The 23,727-nt window shown below is 66.1% G+C and carries 21 protein-coding genes and 1 pseudogene; 7 read left to right on the top strand and 15 right to left on the bottom strand.

From position 1 onward, the window contains the following. Positions 1–37: 37 nt before the first annotated feature. From HNQ66_RS22150 to HNQ66_RS22130, 5 genes are all read right to left on the bottom strand, one after another. Positions 38–1,546, bottom strand: a complete 1,509-nt coding sequence (locus HNQ66_RS22150) for a tripartite tricarboxylate transporter permease (RefSeq protein ID WP_184146864.1) — start codon at positions 1,544–1,546, stop codon at positions 38–40. Between the two features lie 10 nt (positions 1,547–1,556). Then, the gene (locus HNQ66_RS22145) at positions 1,557–2,021 is read right to left on the bottom strand and encodes a tripartite tricarboxylate transporter TctB family protein (RefSeq protein WP_184146862.1); all 465 of its coding nucleotides are present in this window, start codon (positions 2,019–2,021) and stop codon (positions 1,557–1,559) included. Further along, a complete protein-coding gene (locus HNQ66_RS22140) occupies positions 2,021–2,977 on the bottom strand; it encodes a tripartite tricarboxylate transporter substrate binding protein (RefSeq protein WP_184146860.1) in 957 nt (318 codons plus the stop codon). Before HNQ66_RS22140 ends, HNQ66_RS22145 begins: the two co-directional genes overlap by 1 nt. 152 nt (positions 2,978–3,129) lie before the next feature. Then, complete coding sequence (locus HNQ66_RS22135) at positions 3,130–3,813, bottom strand: RraA family protein (protein ID WP_184146858.1); 684 nt, start codon at positions 3,811–3,813, stop codon at positions 3,130–3,132. A 31-nt stretch (positions 3,814–3,844) separates the two neighbouring features. Further along, the gene (locus HNQ66_RS22130) at positions 3,845–4,837 is read right to left on the bottom strand and encodes a hydroxyacid dehydrogenase (protein WP_184146856.1); all 993 of its coding nucleotides are present in this window, start codon (positions 4,835–4,837) and stop codon (positions 3,845–3,847) included. Between the two features lie 178 nt (positions 4,838–5,015). Here HNQ66_RS22130 and HNQ66_RS22125 point away from each other — a divergent pair, with 178 nt between their 5' ends. Continuing rightward, the gene (locus HNQ66_RS22125) at positions 5,016–5,897 is read left to right on the top strand and encodes a LysR family transcriptional regulator (RefSeq protein ID WP_184146854.1); all 882 of its coding nucleotides are present in this window, start codon (positions 5,016–5,018) and stop codon (positions 5,895–5,897) included. A 64-nt stretch (positions 5,898–5,961) separates the two neighbouring features. On the opposite strand, the gene HNQ66_RS22120 is transcribed toward HNQ66_RS22125, so the two are convergent. The 4 genes from HNQ66_RS22120 to HNQ66_RS22105 all read right to left on the bottom strand — a co-directional run bounded on the left by HNQ66_RS22120 (position 5,962) and on the right by HNQ66_RS22105 (position 8,759). After that, a complete protein-coding gene (locus tag HNQ66_RS22120; RefSeq protein WP_184146852.1) occupies positions 5,962–6,324 on the bottom strand; it encodes a ribbon-helix-helix domain-containing protein in 363 nt (120 codons plus the stop codon). A gap of 99 nt (positions 6,325–6,423) precedes the next feature. Continuing rightward, on the bottom strand, positions 6,424–6,981 hold the full coding sequence (locus HNQ66_RS22115; protein ID WP_184146850.1) for a DJ-1/PfpI family protein: 558 nt from the start codon (positions 6,979–6,981) through the stop codon (positions 6,424–6,426). A 354-nt stretch (positions 6,982–7,335) separates the two neighbouring features. Then, entirely contained in the window at positions 7,336–7,545 is a 210-nt protein-coding gene (locus HNQ66_RS22110) for a hypothetical protein (protein ID WP_184146848.1), read from the bottom strand. A gap of 23 nt (positions 7,546–7,568) precedes the next feature. Next, complete coding sequence (locus HNQ66_RS22105) at positions 7,569–8,759, bottom strand: hypothetical protein (protein WP_184146846.1); 1,191 nt, start codon at positions 8,757–8,759, stop codon at positions 7,569–7,571. A gap of 278 nt (positions 8,760–9,037) precedes the next feature. On the opposite strand from HNQ66_RS22105, the gene HNQ66_RS22100 reads away from it, so the two are divergent. The 3 genes from HNQ66_RS22100 (at position 9,038) to HNQ66_RS22090 (ending at position 12,235) form a co-directional block, all read left to right on the top strand. After that, positions 9,038–9,382 carry an esterase/lipase family protein gene (locus tag HNQ66_RS22100; protein WP_380780968.1) on the top strand — a complete coding sequence of 115 codons (345 nt, stop codon included), beginning with the start codon at positions 9,038–9,040 and terminating at the stop codon, positions 9,380–9,382. An 87-nt stretch (positions 9,383–9,469) separates the two neighbouring features. Next, positions 9,470–11,587 carry a catalase gene (gene katE, locus HNQ66_RS22095; RefSeq protein WP_184146844.1) on the top strand — a complete coding sequence of 706 codons (2,118 nt, stop codon included), beginning with the start codon at positions 9,470–9,472 and terminating at the stop codon, positions 11,585–11,587. 138 nt (positions 11,588–11,725) lie between these two features. Next, positions 11,726–12,235, top strand: a complete 510-nt coding sequence (locus tag HNQ66_RS22090) for a hypothetical protein (RefSeq protein WP_184146842.1) — start codon at positions 11,726–11,728, stop codon at positions 12,233–12,235. A 121-nt stretch (positions 12,236–12,356) separates the two neighbouring features. On the opposite strand, the gene HNQ66_RS22085 is transcribed toward HNQ66_RS22090, so the two are convergent. The 3 genes from HNQ66_RS22085 to HNQ66_RS22075 form a co-directional block, all read right to left on the bottom strand. Next, entirely contained in the window at positions 12,357–12,773 is a 417-nt protein-coding gene (locus tag HNQ66_RS22085) for an organic hydroperoxide resistance protein (protein WP_184146840.1), read from the bottom strand. A gap of 168 nt (positions 12,774–12,941) precedes the next feature. Further along, positions 12,942–14,243 (bottom strand): ATP-binding protein, encoded by a 1,302-nt coding sequence (locus tag HNQ66_RS22080; RefSeq protein ID WP_184146838.1) that lies wholly within the window; start codon positions 14,241–14,243, stop codon positions 12,942–12,944. Then, on the bottom strand, positions 14,240–14,977 hold the full coding sequence (locus HNQ66_RS22075) for a response regulator (protein ID WP_184146836.1): 738 nt from the start codon (positions 14,975–14,977) through the stop codon (positions 14,240–14,242). The genes HNQ66_RS22080 and HNQ66_RS22075 overlap by 4 nt, the downstream gene beginning before the upstream one ends. A 389-nt stretch (positions 14,978–15,366) precedes the next feature. Between HNQ66_RS22075 and HNQ66_RS22070 the strand changes: the two are divergent. Beyond that, positions 15,367–16,779 (top strand): annotated as a pseudogene (locus tag HNQ66_RS22070) (cytochrome c biogenesis protein DipZ); the annotation flags it as partial. Positions 16,780–16,864: 85 nt separating this feature from the next. Further along, a complete protein-coding gene (locus tag HNQ66_RS22065; RefSeq protein WP_184146834.1) occupies positions 16,865–18,847 on the top strand; it encodes a methyl-accepting chemotaxis protein in 1,983 nt (660 codons plus the stop codon). 40 nt (positions 18,848–18,887) lie between these two features. Here the strand turns inward: HNQ66_RS22065 and HNQ66_RS22060 are convergent, their stop codons facing one another. Next, entirely contained in the window at positions 18,888–19,265 is a 378-nt protein-coding gene (locus tag HNQ66_RS22060) for a response regulator (protein ID WP_184146832.1), read from the bottom strand. 252 nt (positions 19,266–19,517) lie between these two features. Between HNQ66_RS22060 and HNQ66_RS22055 the strand changes: the two genes are divergently transcribed. Continuing rightward, positions 19,518–20,600, top strand: a complete 1,083-nt coding sequence (locus HNQ66_RS22055) for a sensor histidine kinase (protein ID WP_184146830.1) — start codon at positions 19,518–19,520, stop codon at positions 20,598–20,600. A gap of 59 nt (positions 20,601–20,659) precedes the next feature. Here HNQ66_RS22055 and melA read toward each other — a convergent pair whose 3' ends face one another. Together melA and HNQ66_RS22045 are read right to left on the bottom strand one after the other, a co-directional pair. Next, the gene (gene melA / locus HNQ66_RS22050) at positions 20,660–22,030 is read right to left on the bottom strand and encodes an alpha-glucosidase/alpha-galactosidase (protein ID WP_184146828.1); all 1,371 of its coding nucleotides are present in this window, start codon (positions 22,028–22,030) and stop codon (positions 20,660–20,662) included. Positions 22,031–22,052: 22 nt separating this feature from the next. Further along, entirely contained in the window at positions 22,053–23,723 is a 1,671-nt protein-coding gene (locus tag HNQ66_RS22045) for an ABC transporter ATP-binding protein (RefSeq protein WP_184146826.1), read from the bottom strand. Between the last annotated feature and the right edge of the window lie 4 nt (positions 23,724–23,727).

Below are 23,727 nucleotides of genomic sequence, written 5' to 3'. Positions count from 1 at the left end.
GGGCGGCCGTTTGAGGTTTCCAAGTCTTCCCTATACGTCAGGCTTCCTCTTCCTGGAACGCTTCCTCGCGCGTGCGGCGGAAGGAAGGCAGCACCATCAGCACCAGCATGCCGACCGTCGCGATGAGCAGGACGAGGCTGATCGGCCGCTCGTAGAAGACGCTCGGGTCGCCATGGGAGATGGTCATCGCCCGGCGGATGTTGGTTTCGAGGAGCGGGCCGAGGACGAAACCGAGGAGCAGCGGCCCCGCCTCGCACTTCGCCTTGCGGAAGGCGTAGCCGAGAAGGCCGAAGCCCGCCGCCAGGACCACGTCGAAGATGCGGTTGTTGATGCTGTAGACCCCGACGCAGCAGAACAGCAGGATCGCGGGATAGAGCAGGCGGTAGGGCACCGTCAGCAGCTTCACCCATACGCCGATCATCGGCAGGTTGATCACGACCAGCATGAGGTTGCCGATCCACATGCTGGCGACGAGGCCCCAGAAGATCTCCGGCTGCGTGGCCAGCACCGTGGGCCCGGGCGTGATGCCGTGGATGATGAAGGCGCTCAGCATCATCGCCATCATGTTGTTGGAGGGAATGCCGAGGGTCAGCAGCGGAATGAACGAGGACTGCGCGCCCGCATTGTTGGCCGCCTCCGGGCCCGCGACGCCCTCGACGGCGCCTTCGCCGAACTCTTCCGGGTGCCTTGAGATCTTCTTCTCGAACGAATAGGCGCAGAAGGAGGCAAGCGTCGCCCCGCCGCCCGGCAGGACGCCGAGGAACGTGCCGACGCCCGTTCCGCGCAGCACCGCGGGCCAGGCCCGGCGGAAGTCCTCGCGGGTCGGCCACAGCCGGCTGAGCTTGCTGACCAGCACCCCGCGCGCCTCGTGGTTCTCGAGGTTCTCGATGATCTCGGCAAAGCCGAACAGGCCGATGGCGATCACCACGAAGTCGATGCCGTCGAACAGTTCCATGGCGCTGAAGGTCAGGCGCTCCTCGCCCGAGCCGGCATCGATGCCGACCATGCCGAGAAGCAGGCCGAGCAGGATCATGCCGATGGCCTTCAGCACCGGCCCGCGGGCGAGCACCGTCGCCGCGAGCAGGCCGAACAGCATGAGCGAGACATATTCGGCCGGCCCGAAGGACAGGGCGAAGGAGGACAGCGTGGGGCCGGCGAGCGCAATCCCGAAGGTCGCGACCGTGCCGGCGAAGAAGGAGCCGAGGGCCGCGACGGCGAGCGCCGACCCCGCTCGCCCCTTCTGGGCCATCTTGTAGCCGTCTATCGCCGTCACCACCGAGGAGGCCTCCCCCGGCAGGTTGACGAGGATGGCCGTCGTCGAGCCGCCGTACTGCGCGCCGTAGTAGATGCCGGCCAGCATGATGAGGCCGGCAAGGGGCGGCAGGTAGAAGGTGATCGGCAGGAGGACGGCGATCGTCGCCGTCGGGCCGATGCCGGGCAGGACGCCGATCAGCGTGCCGAGCAGCGCGCCCACCAGGCAGAAGCCGAGATTTGTCGGTGTCAGCGCCTCGCCGAAGCCGAGCGCCAGAAGATTGATGAAATCCATGTTCCAAGCCTCAGAAGGGCCAGATGGGCATCTGAACGCCCAAACCGACGATGAAGACCAGGGCGCCGAAGGCTGTCAGCCCGGCGGTGAGCAGGAGCACTTCGCGCAGTCTGGAGTCGCGGTCGGCGACGCTGCCGACGAGCAGCAGCCAGACGGACCCCGCGACGAACCCGAAATATTCGGCGACGAACGCAAAGCCGATCACGGCGGCGAGGATGACGATCACAGGCCAGGGCCTCGGCCTTGCAATATCCTCCCGGTCGCGGAACAGGCCGAGACCGCCGACCGCCGCGCCGACGACGATCAGCAACCAGCAGACGACCCGCGGAAGATAGCCGGGGCCCATCGCCGAAACGGTTCCGAGGGTCAGGTCGCGCCCGGCCCAAAGGCCAAGCGCTCCGAAACCGACGAAAAGGGCGGCCGTCAGGAAATCCGGGCGGTCGCCGGTGCTGCCGGCCTTGCGCGGGGCCGACATTACTGCTGTTCCTTCGCCAGCTTCCAGATCGCGCCGAGACGTTCGGCCCTCACCGGCATTTCCTTGTTCCAGTCATCGGCGGAAAGGTAGGAGAGCGCCAACGACTGCTGCTTGGCCTTCTCCTGGAATTCCGGATTGTCGAGCGCCTTGTGGACGGCATCGGAGAACTTCGTCCGGATATCCGCCGGCACGTCGCAGCCCATCGCGATCCCGCGTTCGGAACTGACCAGAACGTCGAAGCCCTGCTCCTTCGCCGTGGGCAGGTCGGGAGCGATGACGGAACGCTGCTCGGCGAACTGGCCGAGGTTCTTGAAGGCCGAATGGTCGCTGCCGACGAATTCGCCGACATTGATGCCGATCATCATGACATGGCCGCCCAGCAGCGCGGTGCGGGCCTCGTTCGCCCCGTTGAAGGTCACGGCGGTAAGGTCGATGCCGGCCGACTTCTCCAGTTGCAGCATGGCAAGATGCTCGTCGGTTCCAAGCCCGGTCGTCCCGACCGTCACGGCGCCCGGATTGGCCTTGGCATACTCCACGAGATCCTTGAGGGAATTGAATTCCGAACCGGCCTGCACGATGAAGGAACCCGGATCCTCGACGATGCGCGCGACCGGGCAGAGCTTCTTGGGATCGAAGCGGACCTTACGGTCCATCTGCATGGTCAGGTAGCCGGGGGTGTTGAGGGAGGAGGCGGTGTAGCCGTCCGGGCGCGCCTCCGTCAGGGCCGTGTAGGCGATCTCGCCGGAGGCGCCGGGCCGGTTGAGGATCGTGATCTTCGCGCCCAGCTCCTCTTCGATATAGGGCGCCAGCGTCCGGTTCATCACGTCCGTGCCGCCGCCCGGCGCGAAGGCGACGATAAGCTCGATGGGCCGGTCCGTCGGCCATTCGGCATGCGCGATGCCCGTGCCGAGCAGCAGGGTCGTTGCGAGTGCGGTATTCCGGATCAAGTGCTTCATGGTTTCCTCCCGTTGATGACTCTAGCGAAAGCGCCGCGGCGCTTCGACATTTTCGATTGGCCCCGCACAGGATTGTCCTCTACGGGGCCGGGTTCCCTGCGGGACCGGCGGCCTCACTCCTCTGGCGCGCCTTCCGTCCCGCATCGGTGCGATCAGGCCTCCGCGGGCAGTTCGCAGCCGCTCTTTGCCAGCGTGTCGTTGAACCAGGTCGGCCTGTGCTTGCCGGCCAGGATGGTTTCCATCTGCGCGTTTTCCGCCGCGTGCTTGGCGGCCGTGCGCTCGTAGACCTCGGCGACGTCGTCCACGGGGATCGCGACGACCCCGTCCGCATCGCCGAGGACCAGGTCGCCGGGCATCACCACCATTCCGCCGATGGCGATGGGGCAGTTGATCTCGCCGGGGCCGTTCTTGTAGGGGCCGCGATGCGTCACGCCGACGGCGAACGCCGGAACGTTCATGTCGAGAAACGCGTCCGCATCGCGGATCGCGCCGTTGAGGACGAAACCGGCCACGCCGCGCGCCCGGGCATGGGCGAGCATCATTTCGCCCATCAAGGCATGGGTGACGTCGCCGCCCGCATCAACGACGATGACGTCGCCTTCGACGGCCATGTCGATCGCCTTGTGCAGCATAAGATTGTCGCCGGGCGGCGCCTTCACGGTGATGGCGGGGCCGGCGAGCTTGCCGGCGCGGTGCATGGGCCGGAGCTGCGCGCCCCCGCCGTAAAGCCGGTGCATGCTGTCGCTGACATTGGCGACGGGCAATTGCCTGAACTTCTCGACCCATTGCCGGTCGACGGCGCGGGGCCGGCTGCGAATCCTGAAACCGATGGTCAACGTACTCTCCTGCTGTCGAAATTGATGATGATCAGGCGGACGCCTTCGCCAGCGACCGGAAGTTCACGATCCGCTCGCGGCCGAGGCCGCGGCCCTGGAGCACGGCAAGGACCCCTTCGACCGCCTCCACCCCGACGCGGGCGTTCGCCTCCCTCGTCACCCCGCCGATATGGGGCGTGACGACGATCCGCGGCTCCTTCCAGAACGGGTGGTCGGCAGACGGCGGCTCCGTCCGGAACGTATCGAGGCCCGCCCCGGCGATATGGCCGCTTGTCACCGCGCGCAGCAGCGCCTCCTCGTCGATGAGGCCGCCGCGTGCGGTATTGATCACGTAGGAGCCGGCCTTCATCAGGCCGAGGCGTTTCTCGTCGAGCAGGTTGCGCGTCTCCGGCGTGAGCGGGCAGTGCAGGCTGACGATCTGCGACGCCGCAAGAAGCTCCTCGACGGTCCCCACCCTTGCGACGCCGGCTTCGGCGAAGACGGCCGCGTCGGTGAACGGGTCGCAGGCGCTCACCGTCATGCCGAAGGCTTTCGCGAGCGCCGCCGTGTGCCGCGCGATCGACCCGAAACCGACCAGCCCGAGCGTCATGCCGGAAAGCTCCTTGCCGGAAAAGCCGGGTTTTTCCCATTTGCCCGCCCGCAGCCCGCCGTCCAGCGGCAGGATCCGCTTGACGGTGGTCAGCAGCAGGGCCATCGCATGTTCGGCAACCGAAGGGGCATTCGCGCCGGCCGCGACCACGACCGGGATTTCGCGGCGCGAGGCCGCATCGAGATCGATGTTGTCGACGCCGACGCCGTGCTTGGAGATCACCCGCATCGAGGGCGCCGCGTCGATCGCGGCGGCACCGAAGCGGCCCATGCGGACGATGACGCCGACCGGGTCGGCATCGGCGACGATGCGCACCAGGTCCTCCTCGCTCGTATAGGGCGGCACGTAGACCAGGCCGTAGCCATTGTCCTCGGCGAGCTTGGCGGCCTGCTCGTTGATTGCCGGGCCGGTGATCAGGATATGCGGGCGTGCCATGCGTTCCTCGACTGGACATCACGAGGACCGGAGCGGCAAGTGCGCTCTCGAACCCATCCTCCCGTGCCCGAACGCCTCCGGGCACCTCCTAGCCCTGACGGTAACATAAGGATTTCTTGAAAAAAGCGAATAATTCTGTCAAAGAAGAACAGGAATTCTTAATTCATGAGGGGGCAGCTTGGATATCCGCCAGCTCAAGACCTTCATCGCCATCGCGGAACACGGCACCTTCGCGAAGGCGGCCGACGCGGTCGGCCTCACGCCCTCGGCCGTCAGCCAGCAGGTTCAGGCGCTGGAGAGCGAAGTTCGCGCCGAGCTGTTCGACCGCTCCACGCGGCCGATCACCTTGAACAGCCAGGGCCTGCAGATGCTCGAGGCCGCACAGGGCCTCGTGCGCTCCGCCGACGATATCGTCGATGCGATTTCGGGCCGGGCGATCGGCGGCACCTTCACCATCGGCTCGGTCCGTTCCAGCGCGCTTTCCCTGATCCCGCGGGCGATCACCGAATTGAAGAAGGACTTTCCCGACCTCAAGATAAAGCTCCATGTGGCGAACTCGGACGAGCTGCTCAACGACGTCGTCACGGGACGCCTCGATTCGGCGATGGTCGCGGAATATTCCGGCGTGCATTCCAGCCTGAGATGGAGCCCGTTTCTTCGCGAGCCGCTCTTTGCCATCGCGCCGAAGGGGACGCGCCCGCGCCCCGCCGAAGAGATGCTCTCTGACCTGCCCTATGTGAAGTTCGTCAGCCGCTTCCCCCTCGCCCACATCATCGAGACGGAGGTCGCCAGAAGCGGGATCGTCACGAATGTCATCGCGGAGATCGACACGATCACCTCCGTCGTCGCCTGCGTCGTCCACGGCCTCGGCGCATCCATCGTGCCGTGGAGCGCCCTGAAGGAGACCTCGGGCGAAGTGGTCGCCGTACCCTTCGGCGCCCCGCAGATATACCGCCAGCTCGGCCTGGTGGAACGCCGCACCAGCCCCCGCGCGGCCGTCATCGACAAGCTCCACGGCTACCTCGTCAGCTTCAGCGGGGATTATGGCGTGGCACGCTGAGGACAGCCACGCCTTCGACGGTTTCCGCTCCGACTGATGCAGGAAAAGAACGACCGTCAAACGATCAATTGATCACCGCGCTCCGTCGCTGCGCCTCACGGGCAAGGATTTCCCGCGCCGCGTGGTCGGCAATTGGAACATTGCGATCGGCCGAAATTTCACCTGCAGCGATGAGCGCGTGGTAGCGAGCACAACACACCCGAAGGAACGAGGTAAAGTTGCCGAGGTCGTGATCGGCATCCATCGCCTCGTGCCAGAGCCGCGTTATGAGCTGCGCGACGGTCATTCCGTCGCGCAGGCCGATTTCGCCGAGCGTATCCCAGAAATGGTTCTCGATCCGGATCGAGGTGGCGACCCCGTCGATGCGCAGACTGTGGGTACGGCTTTGCCACTGGCCGGCATCGGCCTTGATGAAGAGTTCGCACATCGCCGGGGCCTCCCGTCCCGTGAACGTCGACGCCGCCCGGACGACCCTTGAGCCGGCCGGGCGCCGCTTTCCCTTATCCTATCGCAGGCGAAGACCGACTTACAGGATCGCCAGGAACTGCCTGAGCCATGCCGGATGCGCAGGCCATGCCGGTGCCGTCACCAGATTGCCATCGGTAACGGCGTCCGTCACCGCAATATCGGCGAACGTTCCGCCCGATGCCGTTACTTCATAGGCGCAGGCCGGATAGGCCGAGCAGGTGCGGCCCTTGAGAACGCCCGCCGCCGCAAGCAGTTGCGCACCGTGGCAGATCGCGGCGACCGGCTTACCTTCATCGAAAAAATGCCTCACCTTGGCAAGCACATCGGGATTCATGCGCAGATATTCGGGCGCGCGGCCGCCCGGAACCACAAGCGCATCGTAACCGGCCGGATCGGCGGTGGCAAAATCGGCGTTCAAAGCGAAATTGTGGCCGGGCTTTTCCGAATAGGTCTGGTCCCCTTCAAAGTCGTGGATCGCGGTCTTCACCGTATCGCCCGCCTTCTTGCCGGGGCAGACGGCATCGACGCTGTGGCCGCAGGCCAGAAGCGTCTGAAACGGGACCATCGTCTCATAGTCCTCGGTGAAATCGCCGGTGATCATCAGAATTCTCGCCATCGTACATCCTCCCTTGCTGCGACGGTTGCCCAGCAGACTAGGCGAGATGCCTTTGAAGCAGGTGTTATCCCGATACTACCGCGAATGCCTCGGCGCCTTCCCTTCGCCGGACGAAAACCTAACTCCCACGGCAACGCCGGCAAGCGGGAGTTGCAGTCCATAAAACGCGTGAAGATAGCCACCAGTCTGACAAGGGCGAAGCCGGACATCTGGACGCGTGCCCTTAGACGAGGCCAGAAAGCTCGCGCGACCGTTGCCGCTCGATGCGCGCGTCAGTTCTTCGCGCGAGCCATATGGATTGGCAATCGTCATGCCCACCGGAGAACCGATTGGGCAGTGAGACTTTCGCTTCAGTCAGTGGCCGTCGAAGTGGCCTGCCGAGACGGCGGGCGCCTGGGCGACCCTGACGGCGACGCTCACGCCGCGAACAACGGGCGCTCCCTCGGACTGCGGCACACCCGTTTGAGCGAGCGTGCCCTCGATCGGAGCAACGGTGCGCGCGTCGAGATCGACCATATAGAGCGCCGAATCCCCTTCCATGCCGATGACGACGGAATTTGCCATATGCGTTCCTTCCTTTCTCCGGGTTAGAAGCCCGCCTGTCGCAGGCCGGTGCGGTACATGTCCTTCTGCCAACGCTCCTTGATGGGAATGGCGGAAAGCCAGGTCTCGATGTCGAAATGGGGGTTCAACTGGAGAGCACGGTCGCGCTCGCGTTCGGCCTCTTCGCGATTGCCCAGCATGCCCCAGGCCGCCGCCGCAAGACGGGCGGCCGGCGCGGAAACCGTCATCCGGTCGATAAACGCGATTGCCTCGTCGTAGCGCTCGAGGAAGAAGCTCGCACCGGCGGCGCACCACAGATAAAGGTCCGGCGGAATGAAATTCAGCGCAATGGCGCGCCGGATCGCGGCAAGCCCTTCCTTCGGGCGCGATGCGTGAATGAGGGAGTCCGCGAGGCTGTAGATGCCGTCCGCGTAATGCGGGCCGAGCTTCACGGAGGTCGAAAGCGCTTCGACGCTGCGGTCGGCATCGCCAAGATAGAGCTCGGAGACGCCGAGCTCCCGATGCCCGAACGGCGACAACGGATTGAGGTGGATCGCCTCTAGCGCAACGTCCTGGGCAGCGCGCAGCAATTCCTCGTTCTGCCGGGCGCCGAGCAGCCATTCCATCGACAGGGTGCGCGACAGGCCGCTGAGCGCCGGCGGAAAAGCCCGATGCTCGGCAAGGGCGTGCTCGAAATCGCGGCGCGCCTGCAGGGCGCCGGCCACGGTCGGCACTTTCAGGCGGTGAATGCCGCGAAGATAGAGATGATAGGCCCGGGCATTGCGCACATAGTCGTCGTAGAAGACTTCGTTGCGCTCCATCTCGGCCGCGATATGGGACGTCATCGAGCGGACGATGTCGCGCCGCCGGTCGGGCAGGGTCGCGACTTCAAGGGTATAGCGCGCCGCCCAGACCATCGTGTCGGTGGGAAGGAACAGCAACTGGACAAGCAGTCCCTCCGGCGAGATCCTCGTATCGAGAACGTAGTGGACCTCGTTGCGCTCCAGCCGGCCGACCCAGTCGACATCGCCCCGCAGGCACCTTGCCGTATGCGGCGCGACCACGACGATGCCGCGCATGACCGCAAGGCCCATCGCGATATCCTCGATGAGCCCCTCGGCCAGCATCACATCCGTCGCCTTGGATCGACGCGCCACCGGCGGCAGGAGCGCGATCCGCGGGTGGCCACCGTCAAGACATTGCTCGATCCGCCCGGCGGCGGGATCGACGCGCATGACCGATTGTCCTGAATCGCATAGTGGCAAGGTGGCCTCCCCTGCGCTTGCCGGCAGACACATGAAGGCTACTCCATGAGCGGGCTTTACTCAACCTAAAACCGCAAAAAATTCTCCCGGCACCAACCCCAAGTCACGACGACAGGCCTTGAACGCGGAAACCCCGTCGGCCGCATGTCCCGATACATTTTCTTACATTTCCCGCCCCCGCCGGAAACATGCAAGACACATGGCAAAGCTCTTTAGCCTGTCAACGGCAGTCAACAAGGGAAAACACCGTGCCTTTCCAACTCTTCATAATCGCCACGCTCGCCGTCGGCGCAATGATGCTCGCCACGCCGGCGATGGCGGAACAGAAGCCGACCGTCGTGCTCGTGCACGGCGCTTTCGCCGATTCCAGTAGCTGGAACGGCGTGATCAGGACGCTTGAAGCCGATGGCTATCCGGTCGTCGCCGCGGCCAATCCCCTGCGCAGCGTCAAGGGCGACGCCCGGTCCGTATCGAGCCTTCTGTCCACCATCGCGGGCCCGGCCGTGCTCGTCGGTCATTACTCAAGCCCAAGATCGATTTCAGCGAGCGGATGGATCACGACGGCGACGGGCTGGTCAGCCAGGAGGAGATGAACACGCCGCCGCTGCTGATGCCGGCCCGGCGGAACAAGCCTTGCGTTGTGCAGTTAGACCTGCGGCAACAATCCCGAGGAGATTCCCATGGCCAAGAAAGCGAGTCCCATCGCGAAGATGGAGGAAGCGGACGTGCACGACCAGACGCTGCAGCGCGGCAAGGGCGGCGAGCTGCACCAGACAGCAGGGGACGGCCAGCCGGTGCTGACGACCGCACAGGGCGCGCCGGTGGCGGACGACCAGAACACGCTGCGCGTCGGCGCGCGCGGGCCGGCGCTGATCGAGGACTTCCACTTCCGCGAGAAGATCTTCCATTTCGACCACGAGCGCATTCCCGAGCGCGTGGTCCATGCCCGCGGCTACGGTGCCCACGGCTATTTCGAGACCTATGATTCGCTCGCGGCCTATACGCGGGCGGACGTGTTCCAGCGCGCGGGCGAGAGGACGCCGGCCTTCGTGCGTTTTTCCACCGTCGCCGGCAGCAAGGGGTCGTTCGACCTTGCCCGCGACGTGCGCGGCTTCGCCGTGAAGATTTATACGAAGGAGGGCAACTGGGACCTCGTCGGCAACAACATCCCGGTCTTCTTCATTCAGGATGCGATCCGCTTCCCGGACATCATCCACGCCGTGAAGCCGGAGCCCGACCGCGGCTTTCCGCAGGCCCAGTCGGCGCATGACAATTTCTGGGACTTCATCAGCCTGACGCCCGAAAGCATGCACATGATCATGTGGATCATGTCGGACCGGGCCATTCCCCGCTCCTTCCGCTTCATGGAAGGCTTCGGCGTGCATACGTTCCGCTTCGTCAATGCGAAGGACGAATCGACCTTCGTCAAGTTCCACTGGAAGCCGAAGCTCGGCCTCCAGTCCGTCGCCTGGAACGAGGCGGTCAAGATCAACGGCGCGGACCCGGATTTCCACCGGCGCGACCTCTGGCAGGCCATCCAGTCCGGCAATTTTCCGGAATGGGAGCTCTGCGTCCAGCTCTTCGATCAGGATTTCGCCGACAGCTTCGACTTCGACGTGCTCGACCCGACGAAGCTGATCCCGGAAGAAGTGCTGCCGGTACAGCCCGTCGGCCGGCTCGTGCTCGACCGCATGCCGGAGAACTTCTTCTTCGAGACCGAACAGGTCGCGTTCATGACGCAGAACGTGCCGCCCGGCATCGACTTCAGCAACGATCCGCTGCTGCAGGGCCGCAACTTCTCCTATCTCGACACGCAGTTGAAGCGCCTCGGCAGCCCGAACTTCACCCACCTGCCGATCAACGCGCCGAAGTGTCCCTTCGCGCATTTCCAGCAGGACGGCCATATGGCGATGCGCAACCCGACGGGCCGCGCCAACTACCAGCCGAACTCGTGGGGCGAGGGCCCGCGCGAATCGCCCCTTGAAGGCTACCGGCACTTCCCCGCCGAGGAAGCCGGCCCGAAGGTCCGCCTGCGGGCGGAAAGCTTCGCCGACCACTACAGCCAGGCGCGTCAGTTCTACATCAGCCAGACGCCGCCGGAGCAGCGGCACATCGCCATGGCGCTGACCTTCGAGCTCAGCAAGGTCGAGACGCCTGTCATCCGCGAGCGCATGGTCTCCCACCTTCTCAACATCGACGAGACGCTGGCCGGCAAGGTCGCCGCCGCCCTCGGCATCGATCCCGTACCGAAGCCGGCGGATGCGGCGGTCAAGACGCGCCAGGACCTGGAGCCCTCCCCCGCCCTCAGCATCCTTGAGCGGGGCCCCAAGCGCTTCGAGGGCCGCAAGCTGGGCGTGCTCGTCACCGAGGGCGCCGACCGCGCGCTCTTCGATGCGCTGGAGGCCGGCATCATGGCCGAGAAGGCGGTGATCGAGATCATCGCACCGAAGGTGGGCGGGGTGAAGCTTTCGGACGGAAGCCCGCTTGCGGCGCAGCAGATGATCGACGGCGGCCCGTCCGTCCTCTACGACGCCGTGGTCGTCCTCGCTTCCGAGGCGGGCATGGCGGACCTCCTGAAGGAGGCGGCGGCGCGGGACTTCGTCGCCGACGCCTTCGCCCATTGCAAGTTCATCGGCTATACGGCACCGGCCTTCCCCCTTCTCGAAAAGGCCGGCGCCGCCGACATGCTCGATGAGGGAACGGTGGAGATCGACGGCGTGGACGCGGTCGCCGATTTCCTGAAGGCGCTCGGCGCGTTGCGCGTCTGGGCGCGCGAGCCATCGGTCAAGCTGCCCTGAACGGAAAGCCCCGGCGAAAGCCGGGGCCTCCCGGGCGGTCAGGGCGGCCAACGGCAGTGCCGCCGCTTCGGCTGCCGATGGAACCTCCCTCGGCTCTCGCGCCTTACCGCTCCATCACCATTTCGAGGGAGCAGGCCCATGAAGTGCATTTCTCTCCTCATTCTGGCGGGCGGCCTGGCGCTCACGCAGGCGCCTCGGGCGACAGCCGGCGAAGAGCAGTTCCTGGCGTCGCTGAAAGGACAATACGAGGGCAAGGGGCAGGTGAGGCTGCGCACGAACCGCGGCCCGATCAACGTGACCTGCAGCTTCGGTTCCACGGCAACCGCGAACACGCTTTCACTGGACGGCAAGTGCCGCGGCCTCGTCGTGGTCTCGCGAGCCATAGGCGCCGAGCTGACCCGGCGCGGCAGCTCCTACAAGGGCTCGTATATCGGCGCGGGCTCCGGGCCGGCAACTTTGTCGGGCAAGCGGAACGGCAACGCCTTGAACCTCACCATCCGGTGGGCCAAGGAAATCAACGGCGACCGCAACGCCCAGCTATCGGTGGCCAAATCGGGCTCACGCGGCCTCACGCTGACCACGACGGACAAGGACCCCGCGTCGGGCAAGGCCGTCGTCACGAGCAAGATCGTGCTGCATCGAAAGTAGGTTCGGATGCTGCCGTCAGCGCCGCACGGCCGGAGCGTTCTCCGTGGACGGCGTCGTAGATGCAGGGCGCCGCAACGACGGCGCCCACGATCAGCAAAAGGACGATTTTCTTCATCGCGGCTCACACCACGGTCAGCACGACGTCGATATTGCCGCGCGACGCCTTGGAATAGGGGCAGGTCCGGTGCGCCTCCTCGACCAGCGCCTCGGCGAGGTCCCTTTCGAGGCCCGGCAGGCTGATGCTCAGGCGCGCCTGGAGGAAATAGCCCTCGCCGGCCATGCCGAGGTCGACCTCCGCATCGACGGCGGCCTCTGCGGGCAGGCGGAGCTTGCGCCCGGCGGCGGCAAGGCCGAGCGCGCCGATGAAGCAGGCCGACCAGCCGGCGGCGAACAGTTGCTCGGGATTGGTGCCGCCCTTGCCGCTGCCGGGCGGCGACAGGCGCACGTCGAGCGCCCCGTCGTCGCTGCGGGCCGCGCCGTCGCGCCCGCCGGTGGTGTGGGTCTTGCCGGTGTAGAGAACCTTTTCGATCCGGGTCATGCTGTCTGCTCCTTCGTGCGTCGCCGTTCGCGACATCGTTGACGAGAAGCGTTCTGAGGGATCGCCGTATCCGGCATGTTTTCGAAAAGGGGTAAATTGTATCGCAGCGTAGCAGCGGGGCCGGCGGCTACTTTCCCATACGAAAGGCCCGGAATATCCGGGCCTTGTTCAGGTCAACACGATTTCGGCGGCAAGCCCGCCGCCGGGGCGATTGCAAAGCCGCACCGTCCCTCCGATCGAGGCGGCGAGTTGCTGGGCGATGGCAAGCCCGAGGCCAGCGCCGCCGGTCTCGCGGTTGCGCGACCCCTCCAGCCGGAAGAAAGGCTTCATCGCCGCTTCCAGCCTGTCGTCCGGAATGCCCGGCCCGCGGTCGAGCACGGCGATGACGGTCCTGCCGTCGTCGCCGCGCACAACGCTTATCTCGGCGCTGCCGGCATATTTCAACGCGTTGTCGACGAAATTGGCGAGGATGCGGCGCAGCGCATGCGGCTTGGTCGCCACCGTGCCGGAAACCACGCCCGATACCTGAACCGCCTTGCCTATATCCTGGTAGTCGTAGGCGATGCTGTCGATGAAGGAGGAAAGATCGATGCGGGTTGCCTTCTCGCCGCTGCTGTGGGCGCTGCGGGCATAGGCGATGCCGTCCTGCACCAGCCGCTCGATCTCAGCAAGGTCGCGCACCAGCTTGTCGCGCTCGGGCGTATCGTCCGCCATGTCGGCGCGCAGCCGCATGCGGGTGATCGGCGTCTGGAGATCGTGCGAGATGGCTGCAAGGATCTGCACGCGCTCTTCCAGATAGTGGGCGATGCGCTCGCGCATGGCGTTGAAGGCCGCGGCGGCATGGGCCACTTCGCTCGGCCCGGTTTCGTCGAGGGCCGGCCCGCGCCTGTTGGGATCGAGCGTCTCGGCCGCCACGGCAAGCCGTCCGAGCGGGCGCGTCGCCTGCCGCACCGCATACCAGGCGCACAGCATCAGCAGCGCCATCTGCACGATGAAGACGTAGGGCAGCCAGTCCGCGACCGGCATGACGCCGCGCGGCATGATGTCGATGGTCAGGGGGCTGCCGTCGCTCAGCGACAGATGCGCCTGCAGGCGCTGCACGTCTCCGGGGATCGTCTCGAGGCTGAGGGGAAAGCGATGGCCGATCGCCGCCTCGATCCGCGCCGCGATCTCGGCGCCGTGCCGCGAGGTATCCGGCACGCCGGGCACGCCCTCGCCGAGCACGAACTGGTAGTTGCCGCGCCCGAGCCGGCCGACAAAGCGCGGCCGCTCGCCGGCCGGCAACTGGTCGAGCACGGCGATGGAGGTCGCAACGTCGTTCTCCAGCGTGCCGAGCATCAGCTCCTTCGCGGTCAGGTAACGCTCGATGGAGAGCACGGTGAAGGACAAGGCGTAGGCGACGGCCAGCCCGACGAACAGGATGAGGAATATCCGGGCGCGCAGCGTCGCCGGCCAGCGAAGACCGCTCATCGCTGCTCCATGATCTCGATCGGCACGGAAAAGACATAGCCCTCGCTGCGCACCGTCTTGATGTAGAGGGGCTCGCGCGCGTCGTCGCCGAGGCGCTGGCGCAGCCGGCTGACGAGAAGATCGATGGAGCGGTCGAACAGGTCCGCATCGCGCCCCTGCGTCAGGTTCAGCAGCTGGTCGCGGTTGAGAACGCGCTGGGGATGGTCGACGAAGACGCGCAGCAGGCGGTATTCCGCGCCGCTGAGGGCAATGGCCGTTCCCTCCCGGTCGAGCAGGTGCCGCCCGACCGTGTCGAGCCGCCAGTCGCCGAAGCTCAGGATCCGGCCCGCCTCGCTGATCTGGAGATTGGGCGGCAGCATGCGCGTGCGCCGGAGCACGGCCTTGATACGGGCGAGCAGCTCGCGCGCGGCGAAGGGTTTCGCCAGATAGTCGTCGGCCCCCATTTCGAGGCCGAGAACGCGGTCCATCTCGTCGTTGCGCGCCGTCAGCATCAGGATCGGCGTCGCCTTGTGCCTTCCCGCGCGCAGCTCCCGGCACAGGACGAGGCCGTCGTCGCCGGGCATCATGACGTCGAGCACGATGAGATCGACGGTGTTGGCCTCGAGAAAGGCCCGCATCTGCCGCCCGTCGGCGGCGATGCTCGCCCGCAACCCGTTCTTCTTCAGGTAGGACGACAACAGTTCGCGGATCTCGCGGTCGTCATCGACGATCAGGATATGGTCGACATGCTCCATGGAAGGACTTTCATTTTCCATCGCGGCCCCTTACGGCCATTTCCTTGTAACCGCCGGGCCGGCATCCGCAAACGGGGATATCACAGCCGCGACGCGTCGATCACCGCCCGGGCGAACGCCAGCGGCGCTTCCTGCGAACATGTGCGACAGGGTCCCCGTGCCATGTATCCGCGTTATGTGCCGCGGGCCGTGAAGGTGCATGCGGATGTAACATCCGGCCGCCGGGATACACTTCGATACAATCGCCGCCATGGCCCGCACCGCCCTACAGTTCGGTACAAATTCCCGCTGCGGCGAACACATCCGGGATACGCCGCGCTGGCGATATGCCCCCACTGGCCGCGCCGTATCGCCGTCCAGAGCCGAAACCCACGCCAAAGGAAACGACGATGACGCTTCTTGTGATTGCCTATCTCGGGGGCGCGCTGACCATTCTCAGTCCGTGCATTCTGCCGATCCTCCCCTTCGTCTTCGCGCGCGCAGGCCAACCCTTCCTGCGCAGCACGCTTCCGATGCTTGCCGGCATGACGGCGACCTTCGCGCTCGTCGCGACGCTGGCGGCAGTCGGCGGAAGCTGGGCGGTCCATGCCAACGACTACGGCCGGCTTGCCGCCCTAGCCGTCCTTGCCCTCTTCGGCGCGAGCCTCCTGTCGCCCCGGATCGCCGCGGCCCTCAACCGGCCCGCGGTCGCGCTCGGGAACAGGCTGCTGAGCCGGCCGGCGCCTGCGGGCTCCGGGCAGACGGCTACCCGCTCCTTCCTGCTCGGCGTTGCCACCGGCCTGCTCTGGGCACCCTGCGCGGGGCCGATCCTCGGCCTCGTTCTGACGGGCGCCGCCCTGAGCGGCGCCAATCTCGAAACCTCCCTGCTGCTCTTCGCCTATGCCGCCGGCGCCGCCACGTCGCTCGCCCTTGCCCTTGCAGTCGGCGGCAAGGTCTTTGCCGGCATGAAGCGCTCGCTTCGAGCCAGCGAGCGCATTCGCCAGGCGCTCGGCGCCGCCGTGCTCGCCGGGGTCGCCGCCATCGCGCTCGGCCTCGATACCGGCCTTCTGGCGCGGCTTTCCTATGGCGGCACCGCATCCTTCGAACAGGCCGTGCTCGATCGCCTCCCTGCACGCCCGACGGCCGAGGTGACGGGTTCCGTCGTCTCCGCCGCCAGCAACGGGCAGCCCTTCCGCAGCGACCTTCCCGTCGAGGGCGAGGCACCGTCGCTCGACGGCGCGGTTGCCTGGCTGAATTCCGCGCCCCTCGACATGGCGGCGCTGCGCGGCAAGGTCGTCCTCGTCGATTTCTGGACCTATTCCTGCATCAACTGCATCCGGACCACGCCCTACGTTCGGGCCTGGGCCGACAAGTACAAGGACCAGGGCCTCGTCGTCGTCGGCGTTCACGCACCCGAATTCGCCTTCGAGAAGAACATCGACAACGTCAGGAAGGCCGTCGCGGACGCCGCGATTACCTATCCCGTCGCGATCGACAACGACTACCGGATCTGGCGCGCCTTCGCGAATAGCTATTGGCCCGCCCACTATCTGATCGATGCCGACGGCAGGATCCGCTACCATCATTTCGGAGAAGGCAACTACGCCGGGACCGAACAGGCGATCCAAGGCCTCCTGCGCGAGGCGGGCGGCAAGACGGCATCGAATGCGCTCGTGAAGCCGCAGGCCAGGGGCGCCTAGGCCGGCCCCGATCTTACGAATATCCGCTCCGGCGAAACCTATCTCGGCTACGAGCGCGCGACGGGCTTCGTCTCGCCGGAAGGCCTCGCGGCGGACGGCGCCCGCAGCTACACCGTCCGCGATCACGAATTTTAGAAATCTGCGTTAAAGAAAACTTTTACACTTCCAAAACACTATTCATGAACCTTATCCGATCTGTGGGGACGAAATGAAAATCCTCTCGCGATTCCGGCTCGTCGGCACCGTCACCGCCACGACCATCGTCATTCTGCTCCTGGCCCTTGCTGCCGTCGCCATCGCGATTTCCAGCCGTGTCACCGACCAGATCGCCCAACAGGCAATCGACAGCCAGAATGCCAGCCTCCGGGCGGCGGCGACGATCGTCGAGCGGGACCTGCCGGGCACCAGGATAACCTGGGCGCCGGACGGGAACGTCGCTCGCGTCGAGATGGAAGCGATCCCCGCGACCTTCGAAGACCATACCATGATCGATACGATCGGCCGTATGACCGGCCAGACCGTGACGGTGTTCGCCTGGGACGAGAAGGCGAAGGACTTCCTGCGCCGCACCACCAACATCATCAAGCCCGACGGCCAGCGTGCCGTCGGTACGGCGCTCGGCCAGACGGGCGCGGTCTATCCGGTCGTGACGAAAGGGCAGACCTATCGCGGCGAGGCCGTCATCCTCGGCATTCCCTATTACACCATCTATCAGCCGGTCTTCAGCGCGGACAACAAGGTGATCGGCATCCTCTATGCCGGCGTGCGCGCGGCGGAGATAAACGCCATCGGCAGCCGCATTACCTGGACGATCGCCGCGGCCGCGCTCGTCACCCTGCTGGTCGCCGGCATGCTCATGACCTTCGTCGCCCGGCGCATCATGGGGCCGATCCCCCGCCTGACCCATGTCGCGACCCAGTTGGCGGAAGGGCATATCGATACCGCCGTGCCGGACCAGACGCTGCGCAACGAGATCGGCGGGCTTGCAAGGGCCCTCGAAGTGTTCCGCCAGAATGCCCTCTTGAAACTCGACCTCGAACGGCAGGCGGACGAAAGCCGGTCGCTCGGCGAGCGCGAGCGGCTGCAGCGCGAGCAGGCGAAGGCCGAGGAGACGGCCCGCATCAGGACGGCGGTCGACACGCTCGCCGACGGCCTGCGCCGGCTGAGCCAGGGCGACCTGACCTGTCGCATCGATGCGCCGTTCGGCGACGAGCTCGACCGCCTGCGGGAAGACTTCAACGGTTCGCTTGCGACGCTGAACTCCACGATTACCCGCCTTACCGGCGAGGCGCTCGGCATCCAGGCCGGCGCGAACGAAATGACGACGGCCAGCGGCGACCTCTCCAAGCGCACGGAGCAGCAGGCCGCCTCGCTGGAGGAAACGTCCGCGGCGCTGGAACAGATCACGGCCACGGTGAAAAGCGCCTCGGAGCGCGCCGACGAGGCCTCGTCCATGGCAAGCGAGGCCAAGCAGAGCACGGAGCGCTCGAGCAAGGTCGTTTCCGACGCCATCGACGCCATGGGGCGCATCGAGCATGCCTCCTCCGAAATATCCAAGATCATCAACGTAATCGACGAGATCGCCTTCCAGACCAACCTGCTGGCGCTCAACGCCGGCGTGGAAGCCGCGCGCGCCGGCGAGGCCGGCAAGGGTTTTGCGGTCGTCGCCCAGGAGGTGCGCGAGCTTGCGCAACGCTCGGCCAGCGCCGCCAAGGACATCAAGGCCCTGATCGGCAAATCCGGCGAGGAAGTGGCAAGCGGCGTCGGCCTGGTGAAGGCGACGGGCGAAGCCCTGACGCGGATCTCCGAACAGGTGGTAAGGATCAACGGCCATATCGGCTCGATCGCGACGGCAGCGCGCGAACAGGCGACCGGGCTTCAGGAGATCAACATCGCCGTCAGCCAGATGGACCAGTTCACGCAGAAGAATGCCGCGATGGTGGAGGAAACGAGTGCCGTCACCCACCGCCTCGCCGAAAGCGCCTCGACGCTGGCAACGCTGGTCGGGCAGTTCCGCACGGGCGCCCAGGAGACGGGCACCGTTCCCGCACGCCAGCCGGTCGCGGCCGACGGCCCCGGCAGGGCATCGACGCCCTCGCCGGCCCGCCGCATGCTGGGCTCGCTGGCCAAGGCATTCGCCCCCGCCGGCGCCACCACTCTTGCCGTCAATGCGGACTGGGAGGAATTCTGATCCGCCGCATGCCGCACCGGCTTACGGTCGCCAAACGGCCTCAGCCCAGCAAACGCCGGATTTCTCCGACCATCCGGGACATGTCGGTCGGCTTGCCGAGATTGGTAACGCCGCGGAAGAAGCCGGATTCGGTGAGCGCGCGCCCTTCGGCGGAGGCGAGGACGAAAGGCACGTCCCGCGACCTGAGCAGCGCGGCGACGGCCGTCACCTTGCCGTCCCGCAAGGTGACGTCGAGAACGGCGGCGTCCGGCCGCTCGCGATGGAGAAGCTGCAGGGCCTCCTCGACGCTTCCGACCGGCCCCAGGACCTCGAAGCCGCCGCTTGCGAGCGCCCGCTCGATCTCCATCGCGATGAGGATTTCATCCTCGGCCACCAGGACGCGCTTGGCGGCCCGACAGCGCCCGTCATCGAAAGACATGCGCATCCCCATATCGGCAGTTTGACGATGGCGGCCAAACCGCGCGCACCGAACCTTTGTTCCGCCGATTGCGGCCGACACATTGGCCGGCCGGACGATTGCAGTTGCAAACGCTTTGGAAAACCCCATGTTAGCGAAGCCCGTTGCCGTTTGAAACGGGGGCCGGAGCACGGATTGGCATCATCTCCGTAAACGCCGCGAAGGGGTGTCAAATTGCGCGAGTCCGTTCATTTCCTCGATGGCGGCGGAAAAATGGCCGACATCATCCGGGCCTACGACTGGTCCTCGACCACTCTCGGGCCTCTCGAACAATGGCCTTCCGCCCTCAAGATCGCCGTCGGCATGATGGTGAATTCGAAATTCCCCAAATGCATCCTCTGGGGACCTGACCTCGTCACCATCTGCAACGAAGCGTTCCTGCCCATTCTCGGCGGGAAGCCGCCTGCGCTCGGCAGGCCGTTCAGCGAGGTGTGGGGCGAGGTTTGGGACGAGATCGGGCCGATCGCCGAGCGCGCCTTCGCCGGCGAGGCGACGTTCATCGAGGACTTCCCGCTCGTCATCAACCGCCACGGCTATCCCGAGAAAGCCCATTTCACGTTCTGCTACAGCCCGATCCGCGACGAGACCGGCGTGGTCCGCGGGATGATCGACACGGTGATCGAGACGACGGCCACGGTCGAAGCCCGGCGTCAGGCGAGCCTGCTCAACGGAGAGCTGGAACATCGCATCAAGAACACGCTCGCCGTTGTCGCGGCGATCATCAGCCAGACATTGCGCGGCGGCGATACCGATGCGGAGGCGCGGTCGGCCCTCCTGGAGCGCATCCAGGCGATGGCGCACGCCCAATCGCTGCTGACACGCGCCGGCGCGACGGAAGCCAGCGTCGTCGATGTCGTCCTGCAGGCAACGGCGGCGTTCACGACGTCGGACGAGCGGTTCCACATCGGCGGCCCGCCGGTCATGCTGTCGTCCAAGCAGGCCCTGAGCCTCAGCCTGGCATTGCACGAGCTGGCGACGAACGCCGTGAAGTACGGCGCCCTTTCGAACGAGAAGGGAAAAGTGCGCATCGACTGGACGGTGGGCCGGCCCGACACAGACGACGCGTTCCTGCTCCGCTGGATCGAAGAGGGTGGGCCGGAGGTCCAGGCCCCGACCCGCAAGGGCTTCGGCTCCCGCATCATCCAGACGGTGCTGCCATACGACTTCGGCGGTGAAGCATCGCTTTCACACGACCCTTCGGGCCTCCGGTTCCAGTTGCAAACCAGCATGCGGCAGATCGGCAACCGCCCGGCCCAGAGCGATCTCCCGGAGCAATCGGCGTCGCAGGCCTCGTAAAAAACGACAGGCCCCAGCGCGGAATACGCCGAGGCCTGCCGGCGGGGCTGGGAGGAAGGTCACGCCGCCTTGGGCTTGCGGGCTTCGCGTGCCCATTCGGGAATCCAGTCGCGATGGGCTGCGAGGAGGTCGTCCACCAGCGACCAGATCTGTTCGAGATCGAGTTCGGCGGCCGTGTGCGGGTCCATCATCGCGGCGTGGTAGAGGTGGTCGCGGTTCTCCGTCATCAGGGCGGCGACCGTCAGTTCCTGCACGTTGATGTTGGTGCGCATCAGCGCCGTCAGTTGCGGCGGCAGGGCGCCGATATGGGTCGGCTGGATGCCGGAGGCGTCGACGAGGCAGGGCACTTCCGCCGCGCAGTTCTCCGGCAGGGAGGTGATGCAGCCGTTGTTGCGCACATTGCCGTAGATGACGGAGGGCTCGCCCGTCCACACCGAGTTCATGATGGAGGAGGCGTATTCGTGGCTCGCCTTCACCTCGATCGTCTCGGCATCGCGGAAGGCGGCCGCCTGGCTCTTCCAGCGCTCGACCTGCTCGATGCAGCGCTTGGGATACTCGTCGAGCGGGATGCCGAACTTCTCGATGAGGTCCGCGCGCCCCTCCTTGATGAAATAGGGCGTGTATTCGGCGAAATGCTCCGAGCTTTCGGTGACGAAATAGCCGAGCCGCGTCAGCATCTCGTAGCGCACCTTGTTCGGGCAGCGCGGGTTCCAGTGGCTGGGCTTGGGAAAGCGGCCCTCGCGGTAGCCGGCAAGAAGGTCCGGGTAGAGGTCGCGGTAGCTGCCGTCCGGCTGGCGATGCTCGAAGGAAAGGTAGAAGGCCATGTGGTTGATGCCGGCGGCGCGGTAGCGGATCTCCTCGACGGGAATGTCGAGGTCGCGCGCCAGCTCCCACGCCGTCCCCTGCACGGAATGGCAAAGGCCCACCTGCCGGATCGCCGGGAACTTTTCCGCGATGGCCCAGGTGTTGATGGCCATCGGGTTGACATATTGCAGGAGGATCGCATCCGGGCAGACCTCCAGCATGTCCGCGCAGATCGACCAGAGATGCGGCACCGTCCGAAGCCCCCGCATGATGCCGCCGACGCCGAGCGTGTCGGCAATGGTCTGGCGCAGGCCGTACTTCTTCGGCACCTCGAAATCCGTGACCGTGCAGGGCTCGTAGCCGCCGATCTGGAAGGCGACGACGACGAAATCCGCCCCCTCCAGCGCCTTGCGCTGGCTGGAATGGGTCTCGACCTTTGCACTGGAGCCGAGCGTCCTTGCCAGCTTGCCGGCGACGATCTCGCTTTCGGCGAGCCGTTCCGGGTTGATGTCCATCAGCGCGATGGTCGCGCCGGAAAGCGCCGGGCGCTGCAGCACGTCGCCGATGATGTTCTTCATGAAGACGGTGGAGCCGGCGCCGATGAAGGTGATCTTGGGATGTCTCATGGGATTGCCTTTGTATTCTGGGTTAGGCGGCCACATCGAAGGCGGCCCGGACGAGCCGTTCGGTGTAGGGAGTCTTGGGGCGGGTGAGCACGTCTTCGACGGGGCCTTCCTCGACGATCCGCCCGTGCTGCATGACGACGACGCGGTGGCAGAGCGCGCGCACCACCTTCAGGTCGTGCGATATGAAGAGGTAGCTGAGGCCCCGTTCGTCCTGGAGCTTGCGCAGGAGGTCGATGATCTGCGCCTGGACGGAGAGGTCGAGCGCCGAGGTCGGCTCGTCGAGCAGGATGAATTCCGGCTCCAGCGCGACGGCGCGGGCAATGGCGATGCGCTGGCGCTGGCCGCCGGAGAATTCATGCGGGAACCGCGACAGGATGTCGGTCGGCAGCCCCGCGGCGGAAAGCGCCTCGCGCACCCGGTCGATCCGCTCGCGGCGGTTCTCGCCGAGGCCGTTGACGACCAGGCCCTCCTCGATGATCTGCCCGATGGACATGCGCGGATTGAGCGAGGAGAACGGGTCCTGGAAGACGATCTGCATGCGCGAGCGCAGCGGGCGCATCTCAGCCCGGTTGCGGCTTTCGATCGGCTCGCCGTCGAACGTGATCTTTCCGGCATCGGCGTCGATCAGCCGGATGAGCGCCTGGCCGAACGTGGTCTTGCCCGAGCCGGATTCGCCCACGAGCCCGAGCGTCTCGTGGCGGCGCAGCGAGATCGACAGGTCGTTGACGGCAAGGAGCTCGCTGTATTGCGGCTTGAAGAAGCCGCCCCTGCGCAGGGTGAAGGCGACGCGCACGTCCTTTCCTTCGAGGATGACCGGGGAGCCGGCCGGCAGCGGATTGGCCGCCCCGCGCGGCTCGGAGGCGAGCAGCCGGCGCGTATAGGGATGGACGGGATCGGCGAACAGCGCCTCCGTCGTGTTGTGCTCCTTCACCTCGCCCTGGCTCATCACATAGACATAATCGGAGAACTGGCGCACGACGGTGAGATCGTGGGTGATGAGGATCACCGCCATGCCCATCTCCTGCTGGAGCGCGCGGATGAGGTTGAGGATCTGCGCCTGCACCGTCACGTCGAGCGCGGTGGTCGGCTCGTCGGCGATCAGCACGTCCGGCTTGTTGGCAAGCGCCATGGCGATCATCACGCGCTGGCGCTGGCCGCCGGAAAGCTGGTGGGGATACTGGTTGAGCCGCGCTTCCGGATCGGGGATGCGGACATGGCGCAGGAGCTCCAGCGCCTCGGCCGTCGCCGCCTTGCGGCTCATGCGCCGGTGCACGCGGATCGCCTCGACGATCTGGGTGCCGACCGTATAGACCGGGTTGAGCGAGCTCATCGGCTCCTGGAAGATCATGGAGATGCGGTCGCCGCGCAGCTTGCGGCGGCGGCGCTCGGAAAAGGCGAGCACGTTCTCGCCGTCATAGTCGATGCGCGACCGCGGGCCGGTCTTCGCCCGCTTCGACAGGAGGCCCATGATCGTGCGGGCGGTGACGGACTTGCCCGAGCCGCTCTCGCCGACGATGGCGACCGTCTCGCCGCGATAGAGCTGGAAGGAGACGTCCCGCACGGCGCGGACCGTGCCGCCTTCCACCTTGAAATCGACCGCGACGTTGCGCGCGTCGATAACCGGCCGGCCGTTGCGCCCTTCAAGGTCGCGCCGCTCGGCGGGGGCCGTGACGATGCTGTCGGATGGCGTCATGTCC

The organism is Shinella fusca (assembly GCF_014203155.1).
Taxonomy (GTDB): domain Bacteria; phylum Pseudomonadota; class Alphaproteobacteria; order Rhizobiales; family Rhizobiaceae; genus Shinella; species Shinella fusca.
Note: the sequence above shows the minus strand (reverse complement) of the source record. Positions and strands in the feature narration are given on the sequence as shown.